At 67.2% G+C, this 15693-nt stretch carries 18 protein-coding genes and 1 tRNA gene; 14 read left to right on the top strand and 5 right to left on the bottom strand.

Annotated features, from left to right (window positions below; translation table 11 throughout):
- Positions 1-7: 7 nt before the first annotated feature.
- Genes hisA through hisB form a run of 4 tightly spaced genes read right to left on the bottom strand, consistent with a single transcriptional unit; the run spans position 8 to position 2289 of the window.
- Positions 8-745 (bottom strand): 1-(5-phosphoribosyl)-5-[(5-phosphoribosylamino)methylideneamino]imidazole-4-carboxamide isomerase, encoded by a 738-nt coding sequence (hisA, locus tag FOC67_RS28235; protein ID WP_003106336.1) that lies wholly within the window; start codon positions 743-745, stop codon positions 8-10.
- A gap of 48 nt (positions 746-793) precedes the next feature.
- On the bottom strand, positions 794-1054 hold the full coding sequence (locus FOC67_RS28230; RefSeq protein ID WP_003096084.1) for a DUF2164 domain-containing protein: 261 nt from the start codon (positions 1052-1054) through the stop codon (positions 794-796).
- A gap of 3 nt (positions 1055-1057) precedes the next feature.
- Positions 1058-1696, bottom strand: a complete 639-nt coding sequence (gene hisH / locus FOC67_RS28225) for an imidazole glycerol phosphate synthase subunit HisH (RefSeq protein WP_003096087.1) — start codon at positions 1694-1696, stop codon at positions 1058-1060.
- Entirely contained in the window at positions 1696-2289 is a 594-nt protein-coding gene (gene hisB, locus FOC67_RS28220) for an imidazoleglycerol-phosphate dehydratase HisB (protein ID WP_003096088.1), read from the bottom strand. Before hisB ends, hisH begins: the two co-directional genes overlap by 1 nt.
- Positions 2290-2449: 160 nt before the next feature.
- Here hisB and FOC67_RS28215 point away from each other — a divergent pair, with 160 nt between their 5' ends.
- The 8 genes from FOC67_RS28215 (at position 2450) to FOC67_RS28180 (ending at position 9248) form a co-directional block, all read left to right on the top strand.
- On the top strand, positions 2450-2848 hold the full coding sequence (locus FOC67_RS28215; RefSeq protein WP_009314449.1) for an acetyl-CoA sensor PanZ family protein: 399 nt from the start codon (positions 2450-2452) through the stop codon (positions 2846-2848).
- Positions 2849-2884: 36 nt separating this feature from the next.
- Positions 2885-3121 carry a hypothetical protein gene (locus FOC67_RS28210; RefSeq protein WP_009314450.1) on the top strand — a complete coding sequence of 79 codons (237 nt, stop codon included), beginning with the start codon at positions 2885-2887 and terminating at the stop codon, positions 3119-3121.
- Positions 3118-4224, top strand: coding sequence for an NAD(P)/FAD-dependent oxidoreductase (locus tag FOC67_RS28205; protein ID WP_009314451.1), 1107 nt, complete (start codon positions 3118-3120; stop codon positions 4222-4224). The genes FOC67_RS28210 and FOC67_RS28205 overlap by 4 nt, the downstream gene beginning before the upstream one ends.
- A 93-nt stretch (positions 4225-4317) precedes the next feature.
- A complete protein-coding gene (locus tag FOC67_RS28200; protein ID WP_009314453.1) occupies positions 4318-6570 on the top strand; it encodes an AsmA family protein in 2253 nt (750 codons plus the stop codon).
- A complete protein-coding gene (gene mutY / locus FOC67_RS28195; RefSeq protein ID WP_003110600.1) occupies positions 6567-7634 on the top strand; it encodes an A/G-specific adenine glycosylase in 1068 nt (355 codons plus the stop codon). The genes FOC67_RS28200 and mutY overlap by 4 nt, the downstream gene beginning before the upstream one ends.
- A 43-nt stretch (positions 7635-7677) precedes the next feature.
- Positions 7678-7950, top strand: a complete 273-nt coding sequence (locus tag FOC67_RS28190) for an oxidative damage protection protein (protein ID WP_003096100.1) — start codon at positions 7678-7680, stop codon at positions 7948-7950.
- Between the two features lie 27 nt (positions 7951-7977).
- Positions 7978-9060, top strand: coding sequence for an oxidoreductase (locus FOC67_RS28185; protein ID WP_009314454.1), 1083 nt, complete (start codon positions 7978-7980; stop codon positions 9058-9060).
- A gap of 112 nt (positions 9061-9172) precedes the next feature.
- A tRNA-Phe gene (locus tag FOC67_RS28180) sits at positions 9173-9248 on the top strand.
- Between the two features lie 56 nt (positions 9249-9304).
- Here the strand turns inward: FOC67_RS28180 and FOC67_RS28175 are convergent.
- Positions 9305-10042 carry an SDR family NAD(P)-dependent oxidoreductase gene (locus FOC67_RS28175; protein WP_003096148.1) on the bottom strand — a complete coding sequence of 246 codons (738 nt, stop codon included), beginning with the start codon at positions 10040-10042 and terminating at the stop codon, positions 9305-9307.
- 158 nt (positions 10043-10200) lie between these two features.
- Here FOC67_RS28175 and FOC67_RS28170 point away from each other — a divergent pair, with 158 nt between their 5' ends.
- The 6 genes from FOC67_RS28170 (at position 10201) to FOC67_RS28145 (ending at position 15414) form a co-directional block, all read left to right on the top strand.
- Positions 10201-10890, top strand: a complete 690-nt coding sequence (locus FOC67_RS28170) for a DUF502 domain-containing protein (protein ID WP_009314455.1) — start codon at positions 10201-10203, stop codon at positions 10888-10890.
- Between the two features lie 248 nt (positions 10891-11138).
- Positions 11139-11912: an ABC transporter ATP-binding protein gene (locus FOC67_RS28165; RefSeq protein WP_003096153.1), complete on the top strand. Its 774-nt coding sequence runs from the start codon at positions 11139-11141 to the stop codon at positions 11910-11912.
- A 14-nt stretch (positions 11913-11926) separates the two neighbouring features.
- Positions 11927-12679 (top strand): ABC transporter substrate-binding protein, encoded by a 753-nt coding sequence (locus tag FOC67_RS28160; protein WP_003096156.1) that lies wholly within the window; start codon positions 11927-11929, stop codon positions 12677-12679.
- Positions 12680-12740: 61 nt separating this feature from the next.
- Positions 12741-13436: an ABC transporter permease gene (locus tag FOC67_RS28155; RefSeq protein ID WP_003110597.1), complete on the top strand. Its 696-nt coding sequence runs from the start codon at positions 12741-12743 to the stop codon at positions 13434-13436.
- Positions 13433-14125: an ABC transporter permease gene (locus FOC67_RS28150; RefSeq protein WP_003096163.1), complete on the top strand. Its 693-nt coding sequence runs from the start codon at positions 13433-13435 to the stop codon at positions 14123-14125. Before FOC67_RS28155 ends, FOC67_RS28150 begins: the two co-directional genes overlap by 4 nt.
- A gap of 68 nt (positions 14126-14193) precedes the next feature.
- The gene (locus FOC67_RS28145) at positions 14194-15414 is read left to right on the top strand and encodes a methyltransferase (protein ID WP_009314456.1); all 1221 of its coding nucleotides are present in this window, start codon (positions 14194-14196) and stop codon (positions 15412-15414) included.
- The last annotated feature ends 279 nt before the right edge of the window (positions 15415-15693 follow it).

Raw genomic sequence — 15693 nt, 5'->3', positions numbered from 1 at the left:
GTTCGCCTCAGGCCTTGAAGTTGTCGCACAGCGCCTGGGCTTCGGCCACGTCCAGGGTGCCTTCGTAGATCGCCCGGCCGGTGATGGCGCCGATGATCCCCGGGGTGCGGGCGTCCAGCAGCTTCTGGATGTCGCCGAGATTGTGGATACCGCCGGAGGCGATCACCGGGATCCGCGTGGCATTGGCCAGCGCGGCGGTAGCCTCGACGTTGCAGCCCTGCATCATGCCGTCCTTGGAGATATCCGTGTAGACGATGGCGGACACCCCGTCGGCCTCGAAGCGACGGGCCAGGTCGATCACCTGGACTTCGCTGACCTCGGCCCAGCCGTCGGTGGCGACGAAACCGTCCTTGGCATCCAGGCCGACGATGACCTTGCCCGGGAAGGCGCGGCAGGCCTCGCCGACGAACTCAGGCTGCTTGACCGCCTTGGTGCCGATGATGACGTAGCTGACGCCGGCGCGAACGTAATGCTCGATGGTTTCCAGCGAGCGGATGCCGCCACCGATCTGGATCGGCAGGTCCGGGTAGCGACGGGCGATGGCGGTGACCACCTCGCCGTTGACCGGCTTGCCTTCGAAAGCGCCGTTCAGGTCCACCAGGTGCAAGCGGCGGCAACCGCCATCGACCCATTTGGCGGCCATCGCCACCGGATCGTCGGAGAAGACCGTGGCGTCTTCCATCAGGCCCTGGCGCAGACGCACGCAGGCGCCGTCTTTCAAGTCGATCGCGGGAATGATCAGCATCGGTGAACCCTGTTCAAGTCTGTATTCGGTGGGCAGGCGCGCGGAAACTCAACTCTTTTCCAGCGCCCAGACATCACTCTCGATGCTTTCGAACCGTTCCTTCAGGTACGACTGCACGTCGAGGATGGCCTTGTTGTAGAAGTACGGGGCGAACTCGCGGGCGAAGAAATCGAGCAGTTCCTCGGCTTCGAAGGAGCCCAGCTCCAGTTCGAAGCGGTCCTCCATGAAGCGCTTGATCGCCAGTACCGCGTCCTGGGTCTGCGCGGCGTCCAGCTGGAGGATCGGCGTCTTGCTCTTCGCCCTGGCCATGGCCTACCAGCGCCCGTCCCAGGCCACGAAGTTCTGCAGCAGTTGCAGGCCGTGGGTATGGCTCTTTTCCGGGTGGAACTGCACGGCGAAACGCGAGCCTTCGGCCAGCGCGGCGGCGAAATCGACGCCGTAGTGCCCGTGCCCCACCACCTGGCGCGGATTGCCGGCCTCGATGTAGTAGCTGTGCACGAAGTAGAAGCGCGCCTGGTCGGGAATCTCGTGCCACAGCGGGTGCTCCACCGCCTGGCTCACCTGGTTCCAGCCCATGTGCGGCACCTTCAGGTGCTCGCCGGCTTCGTGCAGGTCCTTGCCGAAGAAGCGCACCTGGCCGGGGAACAGACCGATGCAGTCGACCCCGTCGTTCTCCTCGCTGCGCTCCAGCAATGCCTGCATGCCGACGCAGATGCCGAGGAACGGGCGGTCCTGGCTGACCTCGCGGACCAGGGCGTCGAAGCCCAGGCGGCGGATCTCGGCCATGCAGTCGCGGATCGCGCCAACCCCGGGGAACACCACCCGGTCGGCCTCGCGGATCACCGCCGCGTCGCTGCTCACCAGCACCCGGCCGGCACCGACGTGCTCGAGGGCCTTGGCCACCGAGTGCAGGTTGCCCATGCCGTAGTCGATCACGGCTACCGTCTGCATCACAGGCACCCTTTGGTCGACGGCATCTGCCCGGCCATCCGCTCGTCCAGCTCGATGGCCATGCGCAGCGCGCGGCCGAAGGCCTTGAACACGGTCTCGATCTGGTGGTGGGTGTTGTGCCCGCGCAGGTTGTCGATGTGCAGGGTCACCTGGGCGTGGTTGACGAAGCCCTGGAAGAATTCCATGAACAGGTCGACGTCGAAGCCGCCGACGCTGGCACGGGTAAAGGGAACGTGCATCTGCAGGCCGGGCCGCCCGGAGAAGTCGATGACCACCCGCGACAGCGCCTCATCGAGGGGCACGTAGGCGTGGCCGTAGCGGCGGATGCCCTTCTTGTCGCCGATGGCCTTGGCGAAGGCCTGGCCGAGGGTGATGCCGATGTCCTCGACGGTGTGGTGATCGTCGATATGCAGGTCGCCCTTGCACTCGATGTCCAGGTCGATCAGGCCGTGGCGGGCGATCTGGTCCATCATGTGGTCGAGGAAGGGAACCCCGGTATCGAACCGGGCCTTGCCGGTCCCATCCAGGTCGATGGAGACCTTGATCTGGGTCTCCAGGGTGTCGCGCGCGACGGATGCCTTGCGTTCGGCCATCACCAGCTCCACAGCTAACACTGCACGTAATTATAAGAGGGCCAGCATTATAGGCAGGCCCAGGCTGGCGCTGCCAGCCGCGACCGTCGGCGCGAATCGCCCCACGGGCGGCGGGCCAGGCCTTACACTGCGCTCCTTCCATCCCGCCGCGGAGAGCCGCATGCCCGTGATCGTCGAAACCCTCGCCCAACCCAGCGCCCAGGATCGCCTGGACCTGGCGAAGATCTACGCCGACGCGCCGGACTGGCTGTTCGCCCCGCATGCCGACGGCGCGGCGCTGGTCGCGGCCGGGCTGGCCGCCGGCGAGCTGATCGCCGGGCGCTTCAACGACCGCCTGCTGGGTGCCGCCCTGCTGCGGCGCGGCGGCGACGCCTGGCAGCTGTCGCACCTTTGCGTGCGCGGCATCACCCGCGGCCGCGGGGTCGGCCGACGCCTCCTCGACGAGGCCCGGCGCCTGGCTGCCGAAGCCGGCAAGCCGCTGCGCCTGGTCGCCCCGGACGGGAACCTGGAATCCCTCGCCCTCGCCGCGCGCCACGGGCTGCCGCTGGACAGCCTCTGATATGCTCGGCGGCGGTCCCAGCCAAGGAGCTTCGCCATGTCCTTTTCCACCGCCGAACGCACCGCCCTGCTCGCCCTCAAGGGAGTCGGCCCGACCGTGCTGCAACGCCTGGAACAGATGGGCCTGGACAGTTTCGTCCGGCTGCGCGACAGCGATGCCGCGAGCATCCTCGCCCAAGGCGCGGCCCTGACCGGCTCCAGTTGCTGGAAGAACAGCCCGCAGGCGCGGGCAGCGATCGTCGCCGTGCTGCAGCGCGCAGCCAGCGACGCATGAACGACGTCGACGTCCTGGTAGTCGGCGCCGGCGCCCTCGGCCTGGCCTGCGCCGCGCGCCTGGCCGAAGCCGGCCACGGCGTACTGGTGGCGGAGCGCGAACGGCTGGTCGGTAGCCACACCTCCAGTCGCAATTCCGAAGTGATCCACGCCGGCCTCTACTACCCGCCCGGCTCGCTCAAGGCCGATCTCTGCCTGGAAGGCCGCGAACGCCTGTACGCCTGGTGCGCCCACCACGGCGTCGGCCACCGGCGCATCGGCAAGCTGCTGGTGGCGATGGAGGAAAACGAGCGCGAGAAGCTCCAGGCCCTGGCGGCCAACGCCCGCGCCTGCGGGGTCGACGACCTGACGCCGCTGGACGGCGCCACGCTGCGCGCGCTGGAGCCCCAGGTCCGCGGGGTCGCCGCCCTGCTCTCGCCGAGCACGGGAATCATCGACAGCCACGCCTACCTGCAATCGCTGCAGGCCGTCGCCGAGCGCCACGGCGCACAACTGGCGCTGGACACCCGGGTCGACCGCCTGGAGCGCCACGCCGGCGGCTGGCGCGCCGAAGGACAGAGCGTCGGCGAAGCGTTCCGGTTGCGCGCGGGCTGGGTGGTCAATGCCGGCGGCCTGTTCGCCCAGGCGCTGGCGCAACGCACCGAAGGCCTCGATCCGCGCCTGGTGCCGGCGCTGCACCTGTGCCAGGGGCGCTATTTCTCCTACAGCGGCCGCTCGCCGTTCCGCCACCTGGTCTACCCGATGCCCGAGGCGCGCACCGCCGGGCTCGGCATCCACGCCACCCTCGACCTCGGCGGCCAGTTGCGCTTCGGTCCCGACGTGAATTACGTGGACAACCTCGACTACCGCGTCGACGAATCCCTCGGCCCCGCCTTCGCCCAGGCCATCTCGCGCTACTTCCCCGGCATCGACCCTCGGCGCCTGGCCGCCGGCTACGCCGGCATCCGGCCCAAGCTCGGCGGGCCGGGGGAACCCGCCGCCGACTTCATCATCCAAACCCCTGCCGAACACGGCCTGCCCGGCCTGGTCAACCTGTTCGGCATCGAGTCGCCCGGCCTCACCGCCAGCCTGGCGCTCGCCGAACGGGTCGCCCGAGCACTCTGAGACGAGGTTTCGCCGCGCGCAGGGTCGGCCTGGCAAAACGGCGTTGTTATACTCGCCCGCACATTCACCGCTGCCAGCACAAAGGATTCGTCCATGAAAGCATTCGGCAAGGTCCTGGGGCTGTTCTTCCTGGGACTCTTACTGCTCGTCGTGGCCCTGGGCTTCGCCCTGACCCACCTGTTCGATCCCAATGACTACAAGGACGAAATTCGCCAGATCGCCCGCGACAAGGCCAACCTGGAGCTGGACCTGAAGGGCGACATCGGCTGGAGCCTGTTCCCCTGGCTGGGCCTGGAGCTGCACGACACCAGCATCGCCAGTACCGCCACGCCGACCAAGCCGTTCGCCGACCTGCAGATGCTCGGCCTGTCGGTGCGGGTCCTGCCGCTGCTGCGCAAGGACGTGCAGATGAGCGCGATCCGCGTCGAAGGCCTGAGCCTGGACCTGGTCCGCGACAAGCAGGGCAAGGGCAACTGGGAAAACATCGGCAAGCCGGCCCAGCCCCAGGCCCCGTCCGCTCCTTCCGCCACCCCGCCGGCAGCGGACGGCAAGGGCGCCCAGGCGCAGGCACCCGAGCAGGCGCCGCAGAACGACAGCCCGCGCACCCCGATCAAGCTCGACATCGACAGCCTCAATGTCAACAACGCCCGCGTCACCTACACCGACGAAGCCAGCGGCAAGCAGTACAACGTCGAGGGCATCGAGCTGAGCACCGGCGCCATTCGCGAAGGCAGCAGCATTCCGCTGAAACTCAACGCCTACCTCGGCACCAACCAGCCGGTGGTGCGGGTCAAGACCGAGCTGACCGGCAACCTGCGCTTCGACACCGCGCTCAGACGCTACCAACTGGAAGACGCCAGGCTCTCCGGCGAGGCCTCGGGCGAGCCGCTGCAAGGCAAGACCGCCACCTTCTCCGCCCAGGGCCAGTTGCTGCTCGACCAGTCGGCGCAGATCGCCGAGTGGAACGGCCTGAAGCTGAGCGTCAACCAGTTGCGCGCCCTCGGCGAACTGAAGGCCCGCGAGCTGGGCAAGGACGCCAAGTTCAGCGGCGGCCTGTCGATCGCGCCGATGAACCTGCGCGAGTTCCTCGCCGGCATCGGTGTGACCCTGCCGGCCATGGCCGACGCCAACACCCTCGGCAAGTTCGAGCTGAACACCCGCCTGGCCGGCAGCCGCAACAGCCTGAATCTCGAAGACCTCAAGCTGGGTCTGGACGACACCGCCTTCAGCGGCCGCTTCGGCATCGCCGATTTCGCCAGGCAATCGCTGCGCGCCCAGCTCAAGGGCGACAAGCTCGACCTCGACCGCTACCTGCCGGCCAAGGCCAAGCAGGCCCAGGATGCCGCCAGCGCCACGCGCAAGGCGGAAGTCGACGCCACCGTGGCCAGTGCCGCCCAGGGCAACACGCCGCTACCGGAAAAACCGACCAGGCAGGCCTGGAGCGACGCGCCGTTGCTGCCCATGGCGACCCTGCGCAAGCTCGACCTGGACGTGGCGCTGAACTTCGGTCGGCTGACCGTCGAGAAGCTGCCGATCGACGACGCCAGCCTGAAGCTGCGTGGCCAGGGCGGCGTGATCAGCCTCGACGACATGCGCGGCGGGCTGTACAACGGCCGCTTCAACGCCAAGGCCAACCTCGACGTACGCCAGGACAGCGCCGTGTTGACCGCCACCAAGCACATCGCCAACGTGCCGGTGGAGCGCTTGCTCGAAGCCCAGGGCAAGAAACCGCCGGTGAAGGGGCTGCTCGACCTCGACGCCGACATCCGCACCAGCGGCAACAGCGAGAAGTCCTGGATCGACCATCTCAACGGCAGCGCACGCTTCAGCCTGATCAACGGCGTGCTGCTCGACGCCAACCTGGAACAACAGCTCTGCCAGGGCATCGCTACCCTCAACCGCAAGGCCCTTGCCGGTACCCACGGCGGCAAGGACACGCCTTTCCGCGAGCTCAAGGGCAGCCTGAACTTCACCAACGGCGTGGCCAGCAACCCTGACCTGAAGGTCGCCATTCCCGGCCTGGCGGTCAGCGGCCACGGCGATATCGACCTGCGCGTGCTGGGCATGGACTATCGCATCGGCGTGGAGATCCAGGGCGACAAGAGCGACATGCCGGACCCGGCCTGCCAGGTCAACCAGCGCTACGCCGGCATCGAATGGCCGCTGCTCTGCCGCGGCCCGCTGGAACTCGGCGCCAAGGCCTGCCGCCTGGACAAGGAAGGCCTGGGCAAGGTCGCCGCGAAACTGGCCGGCAATCGCCTCAACGAAAAACTCGAAGAGAAGCTCGGCGACAAGGTCAGTCCGGAGCTGAAAGACGCACTCAAAGGGCTGTTCAACCGCAAATGACACCTGAAGGCTTCAACGGCGCGGTCCTCGACTGGTACGACCGTCACGGTCGTAAGGACCTGCCCTGGCAGCAGGGCATCACCCCCTACCGGGTGTGGGTCTCGGAAATCATGCTGCAACAGACCCAGGTCAGCACCGTGCTCGGTTACTTCGACCGTTTCATGGCAGCGTTGCCCGACGTCGAGGCACTGGCCGCGGCGGCCGAGGACGAAGTCCTGCACCTGTGGACCGGGCTCGGCTACTACAGCCGTGCGCGCAACCTGCACAAGACCGCGCAGATCGTGGTCGAGCGGCATGCCGGGGAGTTCCCCCGCGACGTCGAGCAACTCGCCGAACTGCCCGGCATCGGCCGCTCCACCGCTGGAGCCATCGCCAGCCTGTCGATGGGCCTGCGCGCCCCGATCCTCGACGGCAACGTCAAGCGCGTACTGGCGCGCTACCTGGCGCAGGACGGCTATCCCGGCGAACCGAAGGTGGCCAGGGCGCTGTGGGAGGCCGCCGAACGCTTCACCCCGCACGCACGGGTCAACCACTACACCCAGGCGATGATGGACCTCGGCGCTACCCTCTGCACGCGCAGCAAGCCCAGTTGCCTGCTTTGCCCGCTGGTCTCCGGCTGCCGCGCGCACCTGCTCGGCCGCGAAGCCGATTATCCGCAGCCCAAGCCGCGCAAGGCGTTGCCGCAGAAGCGCACGCTGATGCCGATCCTGGCCAACCGCGACGGCGCCATACTGCTCTACCGGCGGCCTTCCAGCGGACTCTGGGGCGGGCTCTGGAGCCTCCCTGAACTGGACGACCTCGACGGCCTCGAACCGCTCGCCGCGCGCCATTCCCTGGCCCTCGGCGAGCGCCGCGAACTGAGCGGCCTGACCCATACCTTCAGTCATTTCCAGCTCGCCATCGAGCCCTGGCTGGTGGCGGTGGAAGGCGCTCCGCGCGCCGTGGCCGAGGGCGACTGGCTCTGGTATAACCTCGCCACCCCGCCGCGCCTGGGCCTCGCCGCTCCGGTGAAGAAGCTGCTCAAGCGCGCAGAACAGGAACTCGGACGCGGCACGGCCGCGTGAATGCCGGGCCCGCGGGCCCGGCGGCAACTGCAGGAGAACGACCATGAGCCGCACCGTGATGTGCCGCAAGTACCACGAAGAACTGCCCGGCCTCGACCGCCCGCCGTATCCGGGCGCGAAGGGCGAGGACATCTACAACAACGTGTCGCGCAAGGCCTGGGACGAGTGGCAGAAGCACCAGACCATGCTGATCAACGAGCGTCGCCTGAACATGATGAACGCCGAGGACCGCAAGTTCCTCCAGCAGGAGATGGACAAGTTCCTCTCCGGCGAGGACTACGCCAAGGCCGACGGCTACGTGCCGCCATCCGCCTGAGCCCCACCCCGCCCGACGGAGGCCGCCATGACCCCATCCCTCTCTGGCCTGCCTCCGATCCGCACCGCGCTGATCGGCTACGGCTTCGCCGGCAAGACCTTCCACGCCCCGCTGATCCGCGCGGTACCGGCGTTGTGCCTGGAGCGCGTGGTCTCCCGCGACCCTGTGCGGGTGCACGCCGACCTGCCCGAAGCCCGGGTCAGCGCCGATCCGGATGAGGCCATCGAGGCCGCCGACATCGACCTGGTGGTCATCGCCTCGCCCAATGCCACCCACGCCAGCCTCGCCGAACGGGCCTTGCGCGCCGGCAAGCACGTGGTGGTGGACAAGCCGTTCACCGTCACCCTGGCCGAAGCCCGGCGCCTCGCCGACCTCGCCCGCGAACGGCCTGGCCAGGTCCTCTCGGTGTTCCAGAACCGGCGCTTCGACAGCGACTTCCTCGCCGTGGAGGCCGCCCTGCAGGCCGGCAGCATCGGCCCGGTGCGCTACTTCGAGTCGGCCATCGAGCGCTTCCGTCCGCAGGTCCGCGACCGCTGGCGCGAACACGACCTGCCCGGCTCCGGGCTGTGGTTCGACCTCGGCCCGCACCTGCTCGACCAGGCACTGTGCCTGTTCGGCGTACCGCAGCGTATGCACGGGCACCTGCGCCGGCTGCGCGAGGGTGCGCAGACCGACGACTGGTTCGAGGTCCTGCTCGACTATCCGCACTGCCAGGTGGCGCTGCGCGCCAGCATGCTCGCTGCCAATCCGGCGCCACGCTTCAATGTGCACGGCGACCACGGCAGCCTGCTAAAGGCCGGCGCCGACATCCAGGAAGCGCAACTGCTCCAGGGACTGCACCCCGGTTCCGCCGGCTGGGGCCGCGATCCCGACCTGTTGCAGCATATCGACGGCCAGGGCCTGCGCCAGTCGCTGGTCACCCCGGCTGGCGACCAGAGCCGCTACTACCAGGCGCTGGCCGCCGCCATCCGCGGCCAGTCGCGCAACCCGGTGTCGGCGCAACAGGCCTGCGCGCTGATGGCCCTGCTGGAGTTGGCACGACGCTCCGCCGAGGAAGGCCGGAGCCTGCCGGTGGAGCTGCGCGACGAGGAACGCCAAGCCTGGAACTGAGGCCCGGCAGTCCGGCGGAAACCGCGAGGGGATCGTAAGGCGTTAAAAAACAAAAAAATTTCTTCGCCGGTGTTGACACTGCCGCGCTAAACCCGTTTAATTGCGCCCCGTTGCCCAGGTAGCTCAGTTGGTAGAGCAGGGGATTGAAAATCCCCGTGTCGGCGGTTCGATTCCGTCCCTGGGCACCATGAACACGACGAAAAGGCTCACCTCCGGGTGGGCCTTTTTGCTTTCCGCCGTTCGCCTAGACGTGCTGCCCGCCGTTGACGTGGATTTCCGCGCCATTCACGTAGGATGCGCCGCTGGTGCAGAGGAAGTAGATCAGCGAAGCGATCTCCTCCGGCCGGCCGAGGCGGTGCAGCGGGATGCTGCGCTCGACGATCTCCTCGGTGCCCGGCGACAGGATCGAGGTGTCGATCTCCCCCGGCGCGATGGCGTTCACCCGCACCCCATGCGGGCCGAAGTCGTGGGCCATCTCGCGGGTCAGCGCGGACAACGCCGCCTTGGAAGTTGCGTAGGCCACCCCGGCGAACGGATGCACCTTCGAGCCGGCGATGGAGGTCACGTTTATCACCGTTCCCTGCGCCGCCTTCAGCTCGGCGAACAGGCCGCGCGCCAGCAGCGCGGTGGAGAACAGGTTGACGTTGAACACCCGCAGCCAGGTGGCGTAGTCGGTTTCCAGCACACCGAGGCGCTCGCCGCCTTCGCCCTTGGGCGAGATGCCGGCATTGTCCACCAGCGCGTGGAGCCGGCCGTCGCCGAGCTTCTCGCGGATCAGTTCCAGGCTGGCCTCGACGCCGGGAATGTCCTCCAGGTCCAGGTGGATGTGGTTTTCCTCGCCGTCCGCCCAGGGACATTCGCTGGCCCAGCTCTGCCGCGACGCGGTGAACACCCGCCAACCCGCGGCATTGAAGTACTTCACCGTGGCATGCCCGATACCGCGGCTCGCCCCGGTCAGCAACAGGGTCTTTCTCTCCGCCATACGCCCTCCGTGAAGGCCTGCTGGAATGAACGCGACTCGCACAGCCTACAAGGAATGACGAATCGCCGCGGCGGATCTTTCGCCCATCCCGGCGAACGGCCGAGCGTGAGCCAGGCAGTGCCGATAGACTAGGCGGACCTTGTCCGGACCCCCGATCGATGCTGAAGAAAAGCTTCAACTCCCTGCTCGCCACCTGGCTCGCCGGCCTGCTGGTGATGCTGCCGCTGGTACTCACCCTGGCCTTGCTGGCCTGGGTGGTCAGCTTGCTGAACCGCTTCGTCGGTCCATCCAGCCTGATCGGTCGCGGCTTCGCCGCCATCGGCCAGCCGCTCGCCGGCGACTCGCCACTGGCCTACCTGCTCGGTACCGCGCTACTGCTGGTAGCCATCTACCTGCTTGGCCTCGGCGTACAGCTAGGCCTGAAGCGGCCGCTGGCCAACCTGTTCGACCTGACCCTGCGGCGCACCCCGCTGATCGGCAACCTGTACAACCTGGCCGACCGTTTCGTCGGCCTGCTGGACAAGAAGCAGGACGCCGACATCGCCGCGATGAGTCCGGTGTGGTGTTTCTTCGGCGGCGACGGCGCCGCCGTGCTGGCGCTGATGCCCAACCCCGAAGCGGTGGAACTGGACGGCCGCGCGCACTACGCGATCCTGGTGCCGACCGCGCCGATCCCGGTGGGCGGCGGCCTGCTCTACGTTCCGGTGGAATGGGTGAAACCGGCACAGATCGGCATGGACACCTTCACCAGCATCTATGTGTCGATGGGCATCACCCCACCGCCGCCGCTGGCCGCCGCCAAGGTGCTGGCGGAGCCGTGCGCGGAGCAGCCGCCGGCGGCTCCATAGGCGGTCCTGCGTGCCCGGGAACGGGGCGCGCACCGACCTCCAGGCTCTGCTTCAGGTCAGGGTTCGCCAGGAGTTTTCTTCGAAAGCCGACAGTTTTGTTCCTACGCGACAGCGCACTGCAGCGATGCGACAAGATGCCGCCAACCCCGCTCCAGAGGCACGCAGCCTGCTTGGCTCCGGTTGAAGCGCTGTGCTAGCTTGCCTTCGCCAGGAAGGCCCTTCCAATCCGAATAACAAGAGGAAAATCCATGGCCGAGGCCACCCCCGCACTGGAAATCCGTAACCTGCACAAGCGCTACGGCGACCTCGAAGTGCTCAAGGGCATCTCCCTCACCGCCCGCGACGGCGACGTGATCTCCATCCTCGGATCGTCCGGCTCGGGCAAATCCACCTTCCTGCGCTGCATCAACCTGCTGGAGAACCCGCACCAGGGCCAGATCCTGGTCTCCGGCGAAGAGCTGCGCCTGAAGAAGAGCAAGAACGGCGACCTGGTCGCCGCCGACAGCCAGCAGATCAACCGGCTGCGCAGCGAACTCGGTTTCGTCTTCCAGAATTTCAACCTGTGGCCGCACATGAGCATCCTCGACAACGTGATCGAGGCGCCACGTCGCGTACTGGGCAAGAGCAAGGCCGAAGCGATCGAGATCGCCGAGGGCCTACTGGCCAAGGTCGGCATCGCCGACAAGCGCCACAGCTATCCCGCGCAACTTTCCGGCGGCCAGCAGCAACGCGCGGCCATCGCCCGGACCCTGGCCATGCAACCCAAGGTGATCCTGTTCGACGAGCCCACCTCGGCGCTCGACCCGGAAATGGTACAGGAAGTGCTTAACGTGATCCGTGCGCTCGCCGAAGAGGGCCGGACCATGCTGCTGGTCACCCACGAAATGAGCTTCGCCCGCCAGGTTTCCAGCGAGGTGGTATTCCTCCACCAGGGCCTGGTAGAAGAGCAGGGAACGCCGCAACAGGTTTTCGAAAACCCCCAGTCGGCGCGCTGCAAACAGTTCATGTCCAGCCACCGCTAACGGAGCAACACCGCATGAAGAACTATAAGAAGATCCTGCTGGCCGCCGCTGCAACCCTGGCCTTCGCCCTCGACGCCAGCGCCGCCGACAAGCTGCGCATCGGCACCGAAGGCGCCTACCCGCCCTTCAACGGCATCGATGCCAGCGGCCAGGCGGTCGGCTTCGACCTCGACATCGGCAAGGCGCTGTGCGCCAAGATGAAGACCGAGTGCGAGGTGGTGACCTCCGACTGGGACGGCATCATCCCGGCGTTGAACGCCAAGAAGTTCGACTTCATCGTCGCGTCCATGTCGATCACCGACGAGCGCAAGCAGGCAGTCGACTTCACCGATCCCTACTACACCAACAAGCTGCAGTTCGTCGCGCCGAAGAGCGTCGACTTCAAGACCGACAAGGACTCCCTGAAGGGCAAGGTGATCGGCGCCCAGCGCGCCACCATCGCCGGCACCTGGCTGGAAGACAACATGGCCGACGTGGTCACCATCAAGCTCTACGACACCCAGGAGAACGCCTACCTCGACCTCTCCTCGGGGCGCCTGGACGGCGTGCTGGCCGACAAGTTCGTGCAGTACGACTGGCTGAAGAGCGACGCCGGCAAGGAGTTCGAGTTCAAGGGCGAACCGGTGTTCGACAACGACAAGATCGGTATCGCCGTGCGCAAGGGCGACCCGCTGCGCGAGAAGCTCAACGCCGCGCTGAAGGAAATCGTCGCCGACGGTACCTACAAGAAGATCAACGACAAGTACTTCCCCTTCAGCATCTATTGATGCCAAGCCAGGCCACCGCCGGGCGCGTCCCGGCGGTGGCCGCCTTCAGGCCTGACTTCTCATGATTCTCGACCTGCATGGGTTCGGCGACCAACTGCTCGCCGGTACCTGGATGACCCTCAAGCTGTCGCTGGCGGCGGTCTGCGTGGGGCTGTTGCTCGGCCTCCTCGGCGCCATCGCGAAGACTTCGAAGTACGCGGCCCTGCGCTTCCTCGGCGGCACCTACACCACCATCGTCCGTGGCGTGCCGGAAACGCTCTGGGTACTGATGATCTATTTCGGCACGGTGAGCGGCCTGAACGCCCTCGGCGACCTTTTCGGCAAGCCGGACCTGGCACTCTCGCCGTTCGCCGCCGGCACCCTGGCCCTCGGCCTGTGCTTCGGCGCCTACGCCACCGAGGTGTTCCGCGGCGCGCTGTTGTCCATTCCGCGCGGCCATCGCGAGGCCGGCCAGGCGCTCGGCCTGTCGCCCGGACGGATCTTCTGGCGCATCGTCCTGCCGCAGATCTGGCGGGTCGCCCTGCCCGGCCTCGGCAACCTGTACCTGATCCTGCTGAAGGACACCGCGCTGGTGTCGCTGATCACCCTCGACGAGATCATGCGCAAGGCGCAGGTCGCCTCCAACGCGACCAAGGAACCCTTCACCTTCTACATGACCGCGGCCGCCATCTACCTGAGCCTCACGGTCGTCATCATGGTCGCCCTGCACTTCCTCGAACGTCGCGCCGGCCGTGGTTTCGTGAGGAACGAGCTATGAGCGAGTGGGAGCTGATCCTCAAGTGGATGCCGAAGATGCTCCAGGGCGCGGCGCTGACCCTGGAGCTGCTGGCGATCGCGGTGGTCGCCGGGCTCGCCCTGGCCCTGCCGCTGGGCATCGCCCGCGCCTCGCGGCACTGGTACGTGCGCGCGGTGCCGTACGCCTACATCTTCTTCTTCCGCGGCACGCCGCTGCTGCTGCAACTGTTCATCGTCTACTACGGCCTGGCGCAGTTCGAGGAAGTGCGCAAGAGCGCCTTCTGGCCCTACCTGCGCGATCCGTACTGGTGCGCGCTGCTGACCATGACCCTGCACACCGCCGCCTATATCGCCGAGATCCTCCGCGGCGCGATCCACTCGGTGCCGGTCGGCGAGGTGGAGGCCGCCCGCGCCCTCGGCATGTCGCGGCGCCAGGCGCTCTGGCACATCATCCTGCCGCGCGCGGTGCGCATCGGCCTGCCGGCCTACAGCAACGAAGTGATCCTGATGCTCAAGGCCAGCGCGGTGGTCTACACCGTGACCCTGTTCGACATCATGGGCATGGCCCGGACCATCATCGCCCGCACCTACGAATCGATGCTGTTCTTCTGCCTGGCCGGCGCGCTGTACCTGGTGATCACCATCGTGCTGACGCGGATCTTCCGCCTGATCGAACGCTGGTTGCGGGTCGACGCCACCCAGGGCCGCTGAGCGGGCGCTTTCCGATGCCTGCGGGGCGGCTATAATCGCCGCCCCGTTTTCCCGCTGCCGCTCGCATCGTGTCCGAAACCTTCCCGTTCCTCACTGGCGACGCCCTGTCGCAGCGCTTCCTCGCGCTGGACGCGTTCCTCCTCGAACACCAGCGGCTCTGGCGACCCCGCCCGTTCAGCGAACCGACCCTGGCATGGGAAGCCGAACACGCCGAGCTGGCGTCCTGGCTGCGCGGGCGCAGCCTCGAACAGGCCGACGCGGAGCACAACCAGCCCACCCGCCTGGCCGCGCCCGCGCCTTATCCGCAGCTCGCCGCCCAGGCCGCAGCGCTGGGCGCGGTCGGCGAACTGCCATTGGCGGAACGCCCGCAGGCACCGAACCGCTTCAATGTCGACGTACCGGGACGCAAGTGGCAGCAGATCGGCCTGTTCGCCGGGCGCCTGCAGTTCGCCAGGCCGGTCGTCCACTGGCTCGACTGGTGCTCCGGCAAGGGCCATCTGGGCCGCCTGCTGGCCCATGCGGGGCAACCGCTGACCTGCCTCGAACACGATCCCGCGCTGGTCGCCGACGGACAGCGCCTGAGCGACCGCCTGGGGCTCTCCGCCCACCACCTCCGCCAGGATGTGCTGGCCGTGGACTGCGCCGAGCGCCTGCTTCCCGGGCATACGCCAGTGGCCCTGCACGCTTGCGGCGAACTGCACCTGCGCCTGCTGCGCCTGGCCAGCCAGGCCGGCTGTCGCCAACTGGCGGTGGCGCCATGCTGCTACAACCGCATTCCGGGGCCTTTCTACCAGCCACTCTCGCAAGCAGCAGGCCGATCGCTGCTCGCGCTATCGCTTGACGACCTGCGCCTGCCCCTGAGCGAGACAGTCACCGCCAGCCAACGGGTCCGTCGCCAGCGCGACCAGTCGATGGCCCGGCGCCTGGGTTTCGACCTGCTGCAGCGCGAGCTACGCGGAATCGACCAGTACCTCAGCGTGCCTTCCCTTCCGGTGGCCTGGCTGGAACGTCCATACGCCGACTACTGTCGCGAACTCGCCGCCCTCAAGGGACTTCCCGAACCGGCCGCGCGCGACTGGCAGGCGCTGGAAGCGGCCGGCTGGAAGCGCCTGGCGATGGTTCGCAACCTGGAACTGGTGCGCGCCCTGTTCCGCCGCCCGCTGGAACTCTGGCTGCTGCTGGACCGCTGCCTGTATCTGGTCGAACAGGGCTATAGCGTCCGCCTAGGCGAGTTCTGTCCGACCTCCCTGTCTCCGCGAAACCTGCTGATCCTTGCGGAGCTCAGCTGATACGGGTGTTCCGGATGGTTGCCCACACAACCTGTGGATAAGTCTGGTGACAAGTTCTGGGAAACATCTGCCGAGGGGCCCGTATCCAGGGGCGGGCAATGCTGTTCAAAAAATGAACAGAAAAAATAAAATCCATATAAAACAATATCTTGATAACAACCGAAATAACCGCAGCGACTCTTAGAGCGTTTCCTTCCTATCCCTTGCCCGCTTGTGCATAAGCCTGGCTTTCCGGTTAATCCGAAAGTGGACTTCGGCACCGGCAATAGTTGCAAAACG

This window comes from Pseudomonas sp. FDAARGOS_761 (assembly GCF_013343155.1).
Taxonomy (GTDB): Bacteria; Pseudomonadota; Gammaproteobacteria; order Pseudomonadales; family Pseudomonadaceae; genus Pseudomonas; species Pseudomonas aeruginosa.
The sequence above is the reverse complement of the archived record's forward strand: the minus strand, read 5'-3'. Positions and strand labels throughout refer to the sequence as shown.

What these genes read in the sequence shown, in the direction of transcription:
- FOC67_RS28200 (WP_009314453.1), top strand. Translation starts at nt 4,318, where the DNA reads ATGAAAGCATTCGGCAAGGTCCTGGGGCTGTTCTTCCTGGGACTCTTA.
- FOC67_RS28165 (WP_003096153.1), top strand. Translation starts at nt 11,139, where the DNA reads ATGGCCGAGGCCACCCCCGCACTGGAAATCCGTAACCTGCACAAGCGC.
- hisH (WP_003096087.1), bottom strand. Translation starts at nt 1,696, where the DNA reads ATGCAGACGGTAGCCGTGATCGACTACGGCATGGGCAACCTGCACTCG.
- mutY (WP_003110600.1), top strand. Translation starts at nt 6,567, where the DNA reads ATGACACCTGAAGGCTTCAACGGCGCGGTCCTCGACTGGTACGACCGT.
- FOC67_RS28205 (WP_009314451.1), top strand. Translation starts at nt 3,118, where the DNA reads ATGAACGACGTCGACGTCCTGGTAGTCGGCGCCGGCGCCCTCGGCCTG.
- FOC67_RS28190 (WP_003096100.1), top strand. Translation starts at nt 7,678, where the DNA reads ATGAGCCGCACCGTGATGTGCCGCAAGTACCACGAAGAACTGCCCGGC.
- hisB (WP_003096088.1), bottom strand. Translation starts at nt 2,289, where the DNA reads ATGGCCGAACGCAAGGCATCCGTCGCGCGCGACACCCTGGAGACCCAG.
- FOC67_RS28215 (WP_009314449.1), top strand. Translation starts at nt 2,450, where the DNA reads ATGCCCGTGATCGTCGAAACCCTCGCCCAACCCAGCGCCCAGGATCGC.
- hisA (WP_003106336.1), bottom strand. Translation starts at nt 745, where the DNA reads ATGCTGATCATTCCCGCGATCGACTTGAAAGACGGCGCCTGCGTGCGT.
- FOC67_RS28210 (WP_009314450.1), top strand. Translation starts at nt 2,885, where the DNA reads ATGTCCTTTTCCACCGCCGAACGCACCGCCCTGCTCGCCCTCAAGGGA.
- FOC67_RS28160 (WP_003096156.1), top strand. Translation starts at nt 11,927, where the DNA reads ATGAAGAACTATAAGAAGATCCTGCTGGCCGCCGCTGCAACCCTGGCC.
- FOC67_RS28175 (WP_003096148.1), bottom strand. Translation starts at nt 10,042, where the DNA reads ATGGCGGAGAGAAAGACCCTGTTGCTGACCGGGGCGAGCCGCGGTATC.
- FOC67_RS28155 (WP_003110597.1), top strand. Translation starts at nt 12,741, where the DNA reads ATGATTCTCGACCTGCATGGGTTCGGCGACCAACTGCTCGCCGGTACC.
- FOC67_RS28230 (WP_003096084.1), bottom strand. Translation starts at nt 1,054, where the DNA reads ATGGCCAGGGCGAAGAGCAAGACGCCGATCCTCCAGCTGGACGCCGCG.
- FOC67_RS28185 (WP_009314454.1), top strand. Translation starts at nt 7,978, where the DNA reads ATGACCCCATCCCTCTCTGGCCTGCCTCCGATCCGCACCGCGCTGATC.
- FOC67_RS28150 (WP_003096163.1), top strand. Translation starts at nt 13,433, where the DNA reads ATGAGCGAGTGGGAGCTGATCCTCAAGTGGATGCCGAAGATGCTCCAG.
- FOC67_RS28170 (WP_009314455.1), top strand. Translation starts at nt 10,201, where the DNA reads ATGCTGAAGAAAAGCTTCAACTCCCTGCTCGCCACCTGGCTCGCCGGC.